The organism is Streptomyces sp. NBC_01264 (assembly GCF_026340675.1).
Lineage (GTDB): Bacteria > Actinomycetota > Actinomycetes > Streptomycetales > Streptomycetaceae > Streptomyces.
Genome location: NZ_JAPEOX010000002.1, coordinates 263,042 through 275,927 on the forward strand (window position 1 = coordinate 263,042; position 12,886 = coordinate 275,927).

Annotated in this window: 13 protein-coding genes; 5 read left to right on the forward strand and 8 right to left on the reverse strand. The window is 73.4% G+C overall.

Annotated features, from left to right (window positions below):
- Positions 1-42: 42 nt before the first annotated feature.
- From OG435_RS34085 to OG435_RS34115, 7 genes are read right to left on the reverse strand one after another with little or no spacing between them, the layout of a single operon-like run.
- Complete coding sequence (locus OG435_RS34085; RefSeq protein ID WP_266882787.1) at positions 43-1,572, reverse strand: class I adenylate-forming enzyme family protein; 1,530 nt, start codon at positions 1,570-1,572, stop codon at positions 43-45.
- A gap of 3 nt (positions 1,573-1,575) precedes the next feature.
- Positions 1,576-1,899 (reverse strand): hypothetical protein, encoded by a 324-nt coding sequence (locus OG435_RS34090; RefSeq protein WP_266882789.1) that lies wholly within the window; start codon positions 1,897-1,899, stop codon positions 1,576-1,578.
- A 17-nt stretch (positions 1,900-1,916) separates the two neighbouring features.
- On the reverse strand, positions 1,917-2,915 hold the full coding sequence (locus OG435_RS34095) for a D-2-hydroxyacid dehydrogenase (RefSeq protein ID WP_266882791.1): 999 nt from the start codon (positions 2,913-2,915) through the stop codon (positions 1,917-1,919).
- A complete protein-coding gene (locus OG435_RS34100) occupies positions 2,915-3,754 on the reverse strand; it encodes a thiamine pyrophosphate-dependent enzyme (RefSeq protein ID WP_266882793.1) in 840 nt (279 codons plus the stop codon). The genes OG435_RS34095 and OG435_RS34100 overlap by 1 nt, the downstream gene beginning before the upstream one ends.
- On the reverse strand, positions 3,751-4,854 hold the full coding sequence (locus tag OG435_RS34105; protein WP_266882795.1) for a hypothetical protein: 1,104 nt from the start codon (positions 4,852-4,854) through the stop codon (positions 3,751-3,753). The genes OG435_RS34100 and OG435_RS34105 overlap by 4 nt, the downstream gene beginning before the upstream one ends.
- A complete protein-coding gene (locus OG435_RS34110) occupies positions 4,851-5,084 on the reverse strand; it encodes a 4Fe-4S binding protein (protein ID WP_266882797.1) in 234 nt (77 codons plus the stop codon). Before OG435_RS34110 ends, OG435_RS34105 begins: the two co-directional genes overlap by 4 nt.
- Complete coding sequence (locus tag OG435_RS34115; RefSeq protein WP_266882799.1) at positions 5,081-5,707, reverse strand: 2-oxoacid:acceptor oxidoreductase family protein; 627 nt, start codon at positions 5,705-5,707, stop codon at positions 5,081-5,083. Before OG435_RS34115 ends, OG435_RS34110 begins: the two co-directional genes overlap by 4 nt.
- A gap of 92 nt (positions 5,708-5,799) precedes the next feature.
- Between OG435_RS34115 and OG435_RS34120 the strand changes: the two genes are divergently transcribed.
- From OG435_RS34120 to OG435_RS34130, 3 genes are all read left to right on the forward strand, one after another.
- Complete coding sequence (locus OG435_RS34120; protein WP_266882801.1) at positions 5,800-6,495, forward strand: TetR/AcrR family transcriptional regulator; 696 nt, start codon at positions 5,800-5,802, stop codon at positions 6,493-6,495.
- An 846-nt stretch (positions 6,496-7,341) separates the two neighbouring features.
- On the forward strand, positions 7,342-9,204 hold the full coding sequence (locus OG435_RS34125) for a hypothetical protein (protein ID WP_266882803.1): 1,863 nt from the start codon (positions 7,342-7,344) through the stop codon (positions 9,202-9,204).
- Between the two features lie 145 nt (positions 9,205-9,349).
- Positions 9,350-10,753, forward strand: coding sequence for a PIG-L family deacetylase (locus OG435_RS34130; RefSeq protein ID WP_266882805.1), 1,404 nt, complete (start codon positions 9,350-9,352; stop codon positions 10,751-10,753).
- On the opposite strand, the gene OG435_RS34135 is transcribed toward OG435_RS34130, so the two are convergent.
- Positions 10,723-10,923 carry a hypothetical protein gene (locus OG435_RS34135; RefSeq protein ID WP_266882807.1) on the reverse strand — a complete coding sequence of 67 codons (201 nt, stop codon included), beginning with the start codon at positions 10,921-10,923 and terminating at the stop codon, positions 10,723-10,725. The two genes, OG435_RS34130 and OG435_RS34135, sit on opposite strands and share 31 nt — an antisense overlap.
- A 567-nt stretch (positions 10,924-11,490) precedes the next feature.
- On the opposite strand from OG435_RS34135, the gene OG435_RS34140 reads away from it, so the two are divergent.
- Together OG435_RS34140 and OG435_RS34145 are read left to right on the forward strand one after the other, a co-directional pair.
- Positions 11,491-11,811 carry a GYD domain-containing protein gene (locus tag OG435_RS34140; RefSeq protein ID WP_266882809.1) on the forward strand — a complete coding sequence of 107 codons (321 nt, stop codon included), beginning with the start codon at positions 11,491-11,493 and terminating at the stop codon, positions 11,809-11,811.
- 255 nt (positions 11,812-12,066) lie between these two features.
- A complete protein-coding gene (locus OG435_RS34145; RefSeq protein ID WP_266882811.1) occupies positions 12,067-12,810 on the forward strand; it encodes an isochorismatase family protein in 744 nt (247 codons plus the stop codon).
- Positions 12,811-12,886: the final 76 nt, after the last annotated feature.

The window sequence follows — 12,886 nt, forward strand, 5'->3', positions numbered from 1 at the left end:
CCAGGCGATGGGGCAGAACCACGTGCCCGCGCCATCCCGCCCCTACCCGCGGTTCCCCGGCCCGGGGGGCGGGGGCGGTGCGGTCTCCTGGAGCATCGCGCGGATCCACTGCCGCCTGGGCTGTCCCGTGGCCGCGGTGCGCGGGAGGGTGCGCGCCACGCGCAGCAGGCGGGGGTGCTTGTGCGCGGCGAGGTTTCCCCGCAGGTAGCGGCGCAGTTCGTCCAGGTCCGGCGGTTCGGCTTCCGGGTCCTGCGGTACGAGCAGGCAGGCGACGACCTCGCCCCATACCGGATCCGGCAGCCCGACCACGGCGGCGTCCGCCACCGCCGGATGCGCGGTGATGGCGGCTTCCACCTCGGCGGGGGCGACCGTCTCGCCTCCGGTCCTGATCAGGTCCCCGGTCCTGCCGACGAGGGTGATCCGCCCTGCGCCGTCGAGTCGTGCCAGGTCGCCCGTGCGGTACCAGCCTTCGGTGAAGGCCGCTTCGGTGGCCTGCGGATCGTCGGCGTATCCGTGGAAGAGGAGCGGGCCTCGGACCAGCAGTTCTCCGGACGGGTCGAGGCGGATCCGTACGGACGTGCCGGGACTGCCCGCGCTCTGCGGGTGTGCGAGGAGTTCGTCGCCGCCGATGGAGGTGACGTTGCCGGCTTCGGTCGAGCCGTAGAACACGCGCAGGTGTGCGTGGGGGGCGGCGGCACGGATGGAGTCGAGGAGTGCGGGGGTGACCGCGGAGGTCCCGGTGTCGGCGAAGCGGAGCGTGGGGAGCGGTCCGGGGCCCGCCTCGAGGACGCGGTGCCAGACGGCTGGTACGCAGTAGAGGCGGGACGCCCGGTGGACGGACACGGCCTCACGGATCGCCGCGCCGTCCGCGCGCGCCAGATGGACGACGGTGTCCCGTGCCTGCCACTGCTGCAGCGAAATCGTCCACGCCGCCATGTGGAAGAGCGGGAAGGTGCACACGGCCGCGCCGCGAGGTTCGAGCTGGGAGCCGGGGTGCGAGCGCAAAAAACCGGCCCGGTGCGAGAGGACGATGCCCTTGGGCCGGCCGGTCGATCCCGAGGTCATGAATATCGCGTGCGGGTCCGTCTCGACGAGTTCCGGGTCCTCGTAAGGCACCGTCGCCGCCGGATCCGCGGTTCCGGCGGCGGCGGCAAGCTCCCGCAGGCTCGTCACGCCGCCACCCGGCGCGACGGTGTGGAGGACCGGGCTGGTCCGCTGGCCCTCGCCCGCCACCACGAGCGCGGGACGGAGCGAGGCGAGGACTTCCGCGGCCTCGGCGGCTTCGAGGGTGCCCGCGACCGGGGCGAACACGGCTCCGAGTCTGGCCAGGGCGGCGAACAGCACGACGAGGTCCAGGTCCGTGCCGGACCAGCAGGCGACGCGGTCGCCCCGGCGCAGGCCGCGGGTGTGGAGCAGGGCGGCGAGGCGGTGGGCGCGGACGTCGAGCTGCCCGAAGGTGATCGAGCGGTCGCCCATCACCGCCGCGGCCCGGTCGGGCACCGCCCGGGCCGCGTTGGCGAAGACGTCGCCGATGAGCAGTTGATCCGGCGCGCCGATGAGGGAACGGTCCATGCGTCAGGCCGGCTTGAGTTCGACGATGACCTCGAGGTAGGGACGCCGTCCGGTGTTGACTGCCGTTTCCACGCCGCCGGGGCCCACGGGGATCACCGCTCCCGGCACCACCTCGGCGTCCAGGTACTCGCGGTACGGGCCTTCGGAGTCGGGCTCCGGACGGACGGCGATGCGGTCACCGGAGATCTGTATGAGGACGTGGTCCAGTTCGTGCCGGTGTACATCGCTGTGTTCACCCGGTGCCAGGCGCAGTTCCCAGATCCGTACCCGGTCGTTCTCGAAGAGGATGCTGGTTCCGATACCGCCGAGTCGACGCTCTTGAGACATGGTCTTCCTCCCTGATGTCAGTACCCGAGTACGGGGTCGACCTCGTTGATGAGCGGGCGTCCGTCCAGGAAGCGCGTGAGGTTCTCCCGGAGCAGTCCGTACAGGCCCTCGAAGTGGACGTCGGCGGCCGTGGCGCAATGCGGGGACACGGCCAGCCCCTGCACGTCCCACAACGGGCTGTCCGCGGCGAGCGGCTCGTCGCGGGTCACGTCGATGGCGGCTCCGCCCAGGTGCCCTGCGCGCAGGGCCGCCACGAGTCCCTCCTCGACCACGGCCGTTCCGCGTCCGACGTTGCAGAAGAAGGCGCCCGGGCGCATGGCCGCGAACGCCGCGGTGTCCATCACGTCGACGGTCTCGGCCGTGTCCGGGAGGCACGCGACGACGGCATGGCATTCGGCGAGCATGGCGTGGAGGTCCGCCGGCCGGAAGAGCCGGTCGACGTCCGGGGAGCGCATGCCGGTATGCCGGCGTACGGCTGTCACGTGCATTCCGAAGGCCCGGGCGCGGCGGGCCAGTTCGGTGCCGATCGCCCCGAGCCCGAGGATGCCCAGGGTGCGTCCGGCGAGCTGCGTGCCGTGGCGGGGGATCCAGCGGTGCGCCCGCTGCTGCAGCGCCAGTTCGTCGAGCCTCTTGAAGTGGGCGAGGACCCGCGCGAAGGCGAACTCGGCCACGGCCACCGCGTTGACCCCGGAGGCGGACGTCACGCGGATGCCGGCGCCTGCCAGGTCCCGGGACATGAGGCTGCCCACGTCCGCTCCCAGTGACTGGACCCAGCGCAGGCGGGGCGCGATGCGGGTGACGTCCGGGGGTACGGTCAGGGCGACCGCGACGTCCAGCCGGTCGACCCCGATGGCCGGGGGCCCTGGGCGGGGTCGGTCCAGCGAGCAGTGGGCGACGACCACGCGCCGGTCCACGGCCTTCAGCGCGCCCACGTCGCGGGCGATCGTTCCGGGTGGCCGCCGGTCCCAGGCCGCCGGATAGGCCAGGCCCACGACGATCTCGTCCCTCGGTGCCATTACTCCCCTTCCTCCGGTACGCCGGCGGGCGTTCCCTCCGGCACGCGCTCCACCTCGTCCTTGAGGACGCCCACGCGGTGGACCTTGGCGTGGTGGTCCGCGAGGTAGCCGGGGGCCCGGGTCGTCTCCACGAACCAGCCGGTCGGGCACATCGTCAGCACCTCCACGAACGAGAAGCCGTACTGCTGCGCCGTCAGCGCGCGCAGCACCATCCGCTTCGTGCGGCGCACGTTGGCGCCGCTGTCCACGGATCCCCGGGCGACGTAGACCGCGCCTTCCATGCCGGCCAGCAGAGTGGCGAGCCGGATCGGGTGGCCGTGGCGGGCCGCGTCCCGGCCGTCGAGGGTGTTCTTCGTGCGCTGGCCGAGCACGGTGGTGGCCGTCATGTGCCCGCCGGTCTCCCCGAGCACACCGTTGTTGAGCATGACGCAGGTGATGCGCTCGCCCCGGGCCGCCGCGTGCAGGACCTCCTGCAGTCCTTCGCTGACCATGTCGCCGTCGCCCTGGACGGTCACCACGGTCAGCTCCGGGCGTGCGCGTTTGACCCCGGTGGCCACGGACGGCGCGCGTCCGTGCAGGGCTTGGACGACCTCCAGGTCGAGGTTGTTGGAGAAGGCGGTGTAGCAGCCGATGCCGAAGACGGCGACGCTCGAACGGGTCAGGCCCAGTTCGGCCACCGCCTCGACCACGGTCCGCATCGCGATGGGCTCGCCGCAGCCGGGACACAGCTGGTGCGCCCCGACCTCGATCAGGCCGGGTGTGAAGTCGTGCACCAGCCGGGCAGCGCATGCGGGCGGACTGTCGGTCGGGACGACGGGCAGTGCTCGGCGTTCGGTCACGGGGTCACCTTCCGATCGTAGAGGTCCGCGATCCGTCGTCCGATCAGATGTACGTCCAGGTCCGGTGCCACACCGAAGCCGGAGGGATCCGTGGAGAGTTCGCCGATGAACTCGACGGGGACGCGGCCGTCGACGGCGAGCCGGACGTCGTCGACGGCCTGGCCGGTGTTGTTCTCGTACACCGCGACGCGCCGGCTGCCCCGTGCGAGTCGGGCGATGTGGTCGTAGGGGAAGGGGACCAGGGTCACCGGCCGCACGTAGCCGACGCGCATGCCCCCCGCCCGCAGGTCCCTGACCGCGGCGCGGACGTACGCGGCGGGCGTGCCGTACGCGATGACGAGCAGCTCCGCGTCCTCCACTGATTCCGCCTCCACCCGGGACTCGATGGTGCGGAGCATCTCCCCGGTACGGGCGGCGCAGGCGCGGTAGTGGACGGCCAGGTCGTAGCCGGCCTCGGCGCCGCGGGCGTCGCGCTGTTTGACCGAACCGAGAGGTGAGAGGAGTTTGGCCGCGCCGGTTCCACCGCTGCTGCCGTCCAGGGCCCAGGGCGGCGGGAGGGGTAGGGGCGCGGGTGCGGGGAGGGCGACGGACCGGTGGGTGTGGGCGAGGTAGTAGTCCCCCTGGACCAGTACGGGCGTGCGCCACCGTTCGGCCCACTCGAAGGCCAGCGCGACGTGCTCCACGGCCTCCGTCACGTCGACCGGCGCCAGGACGGGCAGGCGGTAGTCGCCGTGGCCGCCGCCCCGAGTGGCCTGGAAGTAGTCGCCCTGCCCGCGCGCCATGTGCAGGACGACCAACGGGAGCCGGGCGAGCGTCATCTCCGCGAGGGACTCCTGCATCAGGGCGAGGCCCTGGCCGGTGGATCCGGTGGCGGCCCTGGTTCCCGTCGCGGCGGCGCCCCAGCACATGCCGATGGCTTCGATCTCGCTCTCGGCGTTCATGCACACGCCGCCGGCTTCGGGCAGGAGGCGGGCCATGGCTTCCAGGACCTCGGTGAAGGGCGTCATCGGGTAGCCGGCGAAGAAGCGGCAGCCCGCCGCCACCATCGAGCCCGCGAGGGCGTCGGACCCTGCCGTCAGCCGGGCGGGGCGGCCGGTCACCGGGACGCCTCCGCGGGCCCTTCGTAGCGGTAGACCTGGAAGACGAAGTCGGGGCAGATCGCCGTGCACGCGTTGCAGGCGATGCAACCGGGCAGCAGGCGCGGGTAGCGGTGGCCCCGCGCGTTGACCTCGTCGGCGGTCATGAAGAGCACGCCCGGCGGGCATGCGTCGACGCAGAGTTCGCAGCCCTTGCAGGCCTCGGTGTCGATGACGAGCGTCCCGGCGCTCATGCCGCGACCCCCGCCCAGGCGGGGCTGCGGACCTCGGGCACCGCGCTGTGACCGGCGTGCAGTGCCTGGATGTTGACGGCGATCGCGCCGTGCCGGTAGGGCGGCAGGACCTCGGTCAGGGCCCGCTCCAGCGCGTCGGGTCCGACGATCGCGGTGGCGCGGGCGTAGGCGCCGAGGGCGACCAGGGTGCCGGCCGCCACGGAACCCAGCCCGGCCGCGATGGCTGTTGCCGGTAAGTCGAGGAGGACGACGTGGTCGGGGACGGTGTCCCCGGGCCGCCCGCACAGGGTGCTGTTGCGCACCAGCAGGCCCCCGGGGCGGAGCCGGGCCGGCAGCGCGGGTGCGTGGGCGTCGTGCATGACGATCGCGGACCAGGCCAGGGAGACGGTCGGGGGGCTCTGTACCTCCCGGTCGCCTGCGACGAGCGTGGCGTCGGTGCTGCCGCCGCGCATCATGCCGCCGTAGCTCCCGAAGAGCTGTACGTCGCGGCCTTCGGCCGCCAGGGCCCGCGCCAGGAGGTGGGCGGCGAGCTGAATGCCCTGTCCCCCGATGCCCGTCAGCAACAGTTCGCGTTCCATCGTGCCACCGGTCCTCGTCGTCGCCCGCGGTATCTGACGTTCCATCAGAACACTGTTCTCAGAATAGGGACAGCCGTTCCGCCGCACCAGGGGCTGTGCCAACATCGTCTGAGGAAAGACGAGTTGCGGAGGACACCATGACGGACAGCGCGGACGTGGAGGGGTTGGCGGCGCGGGCCGTGGACCGGTCCCTGGCCGAACGCAGCCGGGCCTCGGCGCGGGACGTGCGCCGCCTGGTGGAGGCCGCGTACACGGTCGTCGAACGGACCGGCGCCCTCGACCTCACCATGCGGGACCTGCTGCGCGAGGCCGGTATGTCCAACCAGGCCTTCTACCGCTACTTCCGCTCCAAGGACGACCTGTTCATCGCGATGCTGGACGACGGGCGCCGGCGGATGACGGCCCACCTCCGCCGGCGGATGGCCCGCGCGCAGACACCGGCGGAGGCCGTGCGGGCCTGGGTGGAAGGGGTGCTGGCGCAGGCGGACGATCACCGCAGTGCGGCACGGACGCGGCCGTTCCTGGCACATGCAGACAGGCTCGCCGCCCGGTTCCCCGAGGAACAGAGCGCCTCCGAACAGGCCATGATCGAGCCCCTGGCCGAGGCCCTGATCGCCGATGCGGCCCGGAGGACGCCGCCGCGCGCCCATGCCGCCCGCGACGCGCGGACGGTCTACCTGCTGGCCGTCGCCGCCCTGCACCAGCACCTGCGGGCGGGGACCGCGGCGACCCGGGAGGACACCGACTACCTGGTCGCCTTCGTCCTCGGCGGCCTGGACGCGTCCGCACAGGCCGACGCGGCAGGCGGCCCCTGGCACGTCGCGGGACCCTGAGCAGGACGGCCGGAGGCAGGCGGCCCCGCCCGCTACCCCCCACGGGTACAAGGGCGCGGGCCGCCTGCCGTTCGTGCGGGCCGAGCGCGATCGTTCGCGCCCCGCCGTACCGGGCCTTGCCGGCACCCCCACCGTAGGCGGGTTCGTGCGCCCGATGGGGTCCTCCCGCGAGGTCGGCCCGATCGGCGGACCGCTGTCCGGCCGTCCGGTGGAGGTCCGTACGGAGCCACGGGCCGGGCCGTTCGGCGGGGTCGGGGTCGTCTCCGGGACGGGATCGCGGCCGTGACGTTCCCGCCGCACCCGCCAGCGCCTACCGTGATCTTCGCCCGGCCTTCGGGGACTCCCGTCCGCGAAGGCCGGGCCCCTCTCCCCGCTGCCGGAAGAGGGGCGTCCTGCACTGCCGCGTCGAACACCACCGACCCGGCGACCTCGCGAGCGGTCCGGTCCCACCCCTCCCCGGACGCTCCACGCCGTCCCGCCCCGCCGGCACCGATCGTGCCGGCGCGGCGGAGCGGCCGGCGGGTCGCCACCCGCGGCCGGTGCGCCTCCAGCACGGCGAGGTGCTCCGCCGCCGGGCGCGGTGCGGGGTTCGGCACGACGGGTCGTCAGTCAGGGGGACGTCCACGGGAATCTGGATTCGGTGAGCCGGGGTTCTGCCAGCACGATGGCACCCTTCGAGGGGCGAACCGGTGCGTGGATCGGCCCATTGGCCGCGGAACACCCACCTGACCGGGCTAGTGCCCTTACGTGTCGCGCTCGGAGGAGGATCACGCGGGGCAGGCTTTCGGAGCGGCCATCGCTGCCGCACCGGACAGCCACGAAAGGTCGTGCCCATTGACCGTCCCGATGACCTGCGCTCTGGCCCCCGTACTCGCCCTTTCACTGATGGGCGTGGCGGCCCCCGCAGCCGTTGCCGCCACGCCCTACGACGGACAGTCCCTGCGCGGCACCGCCCTGTTCAGCATCAAGGCGACGAACAACGCGGCCGCGCAGCAGTTCACCACGTCGAAGAGTCACCTCACCCGCGTCAGCGCCTTCGTGGCCAGTGGGGCGGCGACCGGCCAGATCACGGCGCAGATCCGCAGGATCAGGACTGACGGCGCGTCATCCATCGCCAACCGGACGATCAGTCTGGCCTCGCTCGGCGGGGCCGGAGCCGGCTGGATCGAGTTCCCCGTGAACGTCGACGTCACGCCCGGTACCACCTACTACCTGCACCTCCAGGCAACGACGACGGAGAACAAGCCGATCGCCTGGCACGGAACGACTTCTGCCGTGCCGAACTCCCTGACCAGCTGGAACTACGACCGGTCCTACTGGGGCGGCTGGCACGCCGACGAGAAGCGGCTGGCGTTCTACGCGGAGCCCACGGGCAGCGAGCGGTGCGGCGAGGCGGACCAGTGCTACGTCCCCTCCACGGCACTCGCGGCGCGCACCTCGGGGCTGCTCGGCAACGGCACCGCAACGGAGGCGGTGCTGCCCACCTTCGCCGTCGGCGCCGCCTACGTGGGTAACAGCAACGTCCTTCGCCTGCCCTCGGGGCGCTGGCGGTACGTGCCCGCCGGAGCCAGGACGTCCGTCGTGGTACCCGCGAACGATCCCGGCGCGCTCGCCCAGATCGACGCGAGCGAGCGCTGGCTGGCCGGAGGCACGATCCCGGGTACGACGGACGCCCAGCGCGCCGCCGCACGCCGGTCGCTCCTGTCGATGCGTGCGCTGCTTCAGCCCAACGGCGCCAGTGCCGCCGCGTGGTCACCGGCGTGGCAGAACTCCTGGCCCCGGGACGGCGCCTTCGTCTCGGCCGCGTTCGCGGCCACCGGCCACGAGGAGGAGGCGTACCGCATCCTGCAGTACGACGCCCGCACGCAGCGGGCCGACGGGACCTGGGACGCACGGACCAAGCTGGACGGCAGCGGTCCACCGGACGGACGTGCCTGGCAGCTCGACGCCAACGGCTGGGTCCCGTGGGCGACCTGGCAGTGGTACCGGGCGGCGCCGGCCACGGAGCGGGACTCCCGGCTCAGCGCCCTCTACCCGATGGTGCGCAAGGCGGCCGACCACGCCGCCCGGTCCCTGGGCTCCAACGGGCTTCCGCCCGCGTCCCCGGACTACTGGGAGCTGTCGACGAGTACGACCAACATCGGCACCGCAGCGCCGCTCCTCGCCGGGCTGAACGCGGCCGCCGACCTCGCCGGCAGGCGCGGGATGGAGGCCGACCGGGTGAGGTGGTCCGAGGCGGCCGGACGGCTCTCCGCGGGCATCGCCCGGTACTTCGCACCCCTGGGGTACCAGCGGACCGTCGACGGCCGGCACGGCCGGGACAGCGCGGCAGCGTTCATGGCGCCGCCCTTCAACCGGGCCCCTGCCGACCTGCCCGCCGCGCTGGTCTCCACGTACAGGGCCCTGCTCCAGCCCAACGGTGGCCTGACCCCGGGCAACGACCCCGGCGCCCCGTGGGGTTCCTACGCGTGGACCCCCAGCACCAGCTTCTTCGCGCTGGCCTGGGCGCATCTGGGCGACCGGTCGCGGGCTGACGCGGTGCTGGGCTGGCTGCTCTCCAAGCGCAACGGTCTCGGTGAGTTCCACGAGACCGTCAACGGTGCGGGGAACCCGTCGTCTGTGGCACCGCTCGGCTGGACGGGCGCCCTGGTGGTCATGGCGCTCAGCGCACGACAGGGAGACCCGCTCCCCACTCCGCCGCTCGGATAGCGCGGCGTCCGGCCCCGGCGGGCGTCCTCCGGACGGCCCGCCCGTGTCGCGGCCGGTCCGGACCCGCTCGTAGCATCGAGCGCACGCACCGGGAACGCCCGGTGCCGTGTCGCACGTTGAGCGCCGACCGGCCGAAGGGGGCTCAGTGGGGTCCCGACCTCAGGGCAGCGGTGGGTCGGCGGGACCCGGGGCGATTGCCGCCTCGGTGCGCCGGGCTCCCGGAAATCGGCGGCGCACGGCTCTCGCGGCGCTCGCCCTGGTCGTCGGCGGGATCCCTCCGCTGCCGTACACGGGCGCCGTCCAGGCCCGTGGCGTGCAGCCCACCGCAATCCTCCGGGGCGCGGAACCGGAAGGCGGGTGCCGGCGCACCCTGATCGGCGTGGCCCACCAGGACGACGACCTGCTCTTCATCAACCCGGAGATCCAGCGGCTGGTACGCGCCCGGTGTTTCGCCGGCACGGTCTACCTGACGGCCGGCGACGCCGGGCTGTCGTTCACCGCGGACTCGTACGTGCGGCGCAGGGAGCAGGGCCTGCGGGCGGCATACGCGAGGATGGCGGGGGTCCCGGACCGGTGGATGCGGGTGGACCTCCCCGTGCGGGGACGCACCCTCGTGTCCTACGTACTGGCTGGGCGTCCGGACGTACGGCTGGTCTTCCTGCGGCTGCCCGACGGTTTCCCGAAGGGGACAGGCAGCCCGCGCCACGCGCAGCAGAGCCTGCTCAAGCTGTTCCGTGGCCTGATTCCGGCGATGGGTCCGGTGGACGGCAGCGCATCCTTCACCGGCGAGGAGCTGGTCTCCGTACTCGCCGGGGTGATCGCGGAGCGGAAGGCGGAGCGCGTGCTGACGCTCGATTTCGACAGCGCCACTTTCGGGGTCGGTCCGCCGAATCCGGCGGACCACAGCGATCACGAGATGGCCGGACGGTACTTCAGGCGCGCGGCCTTCCGCACCACGCCGCGGTTGGATGCCACACCGTACGTCGGCTACGGCCTGCCGCTCCTTCCCGGCAACCTGACGCCGGAACAGCGGCGGGACAAGCTGGCCGTGTACGACGTCTACGCCGGCTACGCGGGCTGCACGGCGGGCCCGTGTCCGCCCCGGGTCACCCTCAGCCAGACCTTCCGGCAGTGGACGGAAAGGGAGCACCGCAGGCTGCACCGCGGGCCCCGACCCGGAGAGATCTTGTCCGCGATCAGCCGTACGGGGGCCAGGGCCGTCGTCGAGCGCTGTCTCGCGCGCAGCGGCCGCCGGGCGGCGGCCGGCTCGGTCATGACAGCCGACTGCGACGACGGTCCGGCCCAGCAGTGGGTGTTCCTGGACGGCGCCGTCAGGTCGGCCCCGACCGGTGCCTGCCTCACCGCCGGCGCCACGGTCACCGTCTCCCCCTGCGACGGGTCCGGCCGTCAGATCTGGTGGAGCGACGCCGACGGGAGGATCGGATCGGGCACCCTCTGCCTCCACCAGGACGACCTGGCGGCACTGGGCCCCCGCCTGGGCATGCGGGCCTGCAGCCCCTATCGGCCCGAGGTCCGCTGGCGCTGGTAGCCGCGGCCGTCCCGCTCCTGTCCCCCGGGACCGGGTGGGGAGGTGCGCGGCCCGGCCGGGGGCAGCGGGGCCGAGGCCTCGGGAATCCACCGGCCCGAGAAGGCGAGCGTCTCGAAGAGGGCTCGGCCGAAGGCCTGCCTGGTCGTGCTGCGCTCGATGGGGGTGTACAAGGGATTGCTCCGTTCGCTTGGGTGTTCCCGTGAGCCTGCCCTCCGGGCGATCAGTGCCGCCTCCCCCGACCGGTGGTCCCGGGGTACCGCTGCGGGGGCCGACCCGGGGACCGCTCCGCCCTCCGGCGCCTCGGCCGACCGGGGCCTGCCGGACGCCTGCTGCCGCACCTAGTGTTGTCATTGCCGGTACACGCCAGCCGGTGAAGGACGACAGGTCAGGCGACTCGACATCAGGACCGTCCCGTGACATGAGGAGCATGCACGGCCGCTACGGCAACCGCTCTCCGGGGTGAGAAGACCCGGCAGTAACCAGTCTGCGAGTAGACCCGTACGGAACAGTCCCCAAGTCGGGCGCCCCCACAGGCAACAGAACCCGCATCGTGCGGAGCAGTTGAGACGGCTCTCGGGACCCCGGCCCCTGCCGGGGTCCGGCGCGATCGTCGGCAGCCCCACCGCCCCGGCCGTGCCATGGCGGCCCCGGGCGCAGCTGTCGGCACCGCCGGTGGGCCCCTGTGTCCCGAGCCGGCCACGGCTGCCGGTCCCATCGACAATGCAACGGGAGTCCCCATGCCCAAGTACCTCATCCACATCACGTACACGAGCGAGGGCCTCAAGGGCCTGCTGGCCGAGGGCGGCTCTGGCCGGCAGCAGGCCGTGGAGGAATCCCTCGCCTCCGTCGGCGGCACCCTGGACGCCATGTACTTCGCCCTGGGGCAGGACGACCTGTACTGCCTGGTCGACGTGCCGAACCAGATCACCATGGCCGCCCTCGCCATGACCGCCCGTTCCTCCGGCGCCGTCGTCTCCAAGGCCGTGCCGCTGCTCAGCGTCGCCGAGGTCGACGAGGCGGCCCGGATGGCGGTCGGCTTCCGGCGCCCCGGGGCCTGAAGCACCCGCGCCGGGACCGTTCGCGCGGCCGTTCCCACGGCCGTTCGCGTCTCCGTGCGTTCGCGTCCCCGTGCCACCGTCCGCCGTGGCACGGGGGCGCTTCCGTGTCACCGCCTGGACCCGGGCGGTGACACGGCCGCATTCCCCTCATCCGATCGTCCGCCGGGCGTGCGACCCGATGGGGCGGCCGTCCTCCCCCCACATCCACCGACAGGGCCGTGACCGGGCCACGCGACGCGGGCGACCATCGACGTCATGAACGCTCCCCGTATGGCAGCGCCCCCGAAGCAGCCCCCTCCCCGCCCGGCCACCGCGGCCCGCGCCGCACCCGGGGGCGACGGCAGCCTCAGCCCGGGGAGGGGCTTCTCCCTGCGGGCGGAGGACTACGACGTCACCCGCCTGCCGTGCCCGCGCGGCGGGCCCTCCTGGGCCATCGATCCCGCGCGGTCGGCGCTGCTCGTGCACGACATGCAGCCCCCGTACGTCGACGTGCTCTCCCCGCGGTCCCGCCGACGGCTCCTCGAACGGGTGCAACGCGTCGTGGACTGGGCCGACGCCTGGGGCGTGCCCCTCCTGGCCAGCGGCCCCCGGGCGGCCGCGGAGCCGGCCCAGCGGGGCCTCCTCGGCTCCTGCTGGGGCATCGGTCTCCTCCCGGAACAGGCCGCCGCGACCACCCTGCCCCGACTGGCCGCCGCGGACGTCACCCGCATCGCCAAACGCAGCTACAGCGCTTTCCATGCCAGTGACCTGGAGACGGAGCTGCGGCGCCGGGGCCGCGACCAGCTGGTGATCGTCGGCGTCTACGCCAGTCACGGAATCCTGGCCACGAGCGTGGACGCCATCGGCCGGGACGTCCGCGCGTTCGTCCCCTTCGACGCCACCGCCGACTACACGGCCGGCCGCCACGCCGCCGCTCTGGAGCTCATCGGCACCATGAGCGGTCGTGTGCTGGGCGTCGGCGACCTGCTCCGGGAAGCACCGGTCCGCCGTTCCGTGTGACGCCCGCCGTCCCACCCGACGGGCGCCGCGACGAGGGCCCCGAGCACGGGATCCCCCGGCCGGTCCACCGATCGGC

Excerpts from the sequence above, each read along its gene's own strand:
- OG435_RS34090 (WP_266882789.1), bottom strand. The coding sequence starts at position 1,899 with ATGTCTCAAGAGCGTCGACTCGGCGGTATCGGAACCAGCATCCTCTTC.
- OG435_RS34120 (WP_266882801.1), top strand. The coding sequence starts at position 5,800 with ATGACGGACAGCGCGGACGTGGAGGGGTTGGCGGCGCGGGCCGTGGAC.
- OG435_RS34110 (WP_266882797.1), bottom strand. The coding sequence starts at position 5,084 with ATGAGCGCCGGGACGCTCGTCATCGACACCGAGGCCTGCAAGGGCTGC.
- OG435_RS34145 (WP_266882811.1), top strand. The coding sequence starts at position 12,067 with ATGAACGCTCCCCGTATGGCAGCGCCCCCGAAGCAGCCCCCTCCCCGC.
- OG435_RS34115 (WP_266882799.1), bottom strand. The coding sequence starts at position 5,707 with ATGGAACGTCAGATACCGCGGGCGACGACGAGGACCGGTGGCACGATG.
- OG435_RS34095 (WP_266882791.1), bottom strand. The coding sequence starts at position 2,915 with ATGGCACCGAGGGACGAGATCGTCGTGGGCCTGGCCTATCCGGCGGCC.
- OG435_RS34125 (WP_266882803.1), top strand. The coding sequence starts at position 7,342 with ATGACCTGCGCTCTGGCCCCCGTACTCGCCCTTTCACTGATGGGCGTG.
- OG435_RS34085 (WP_266882787.1), bottom strand. The coding sequence starts at position 1,572 with ATGGACCGTTCCCTCATCGGCGCGCCGGATCAACTGCTCATCGGCGAC.
- OG435_RS34140 (WP_266882809.1), top strand. The coding sequence starts at position 11,491 with ATGCCCAAGTACCTCATCCACATCACGTACACGAGCGAGGGCCTCAAG.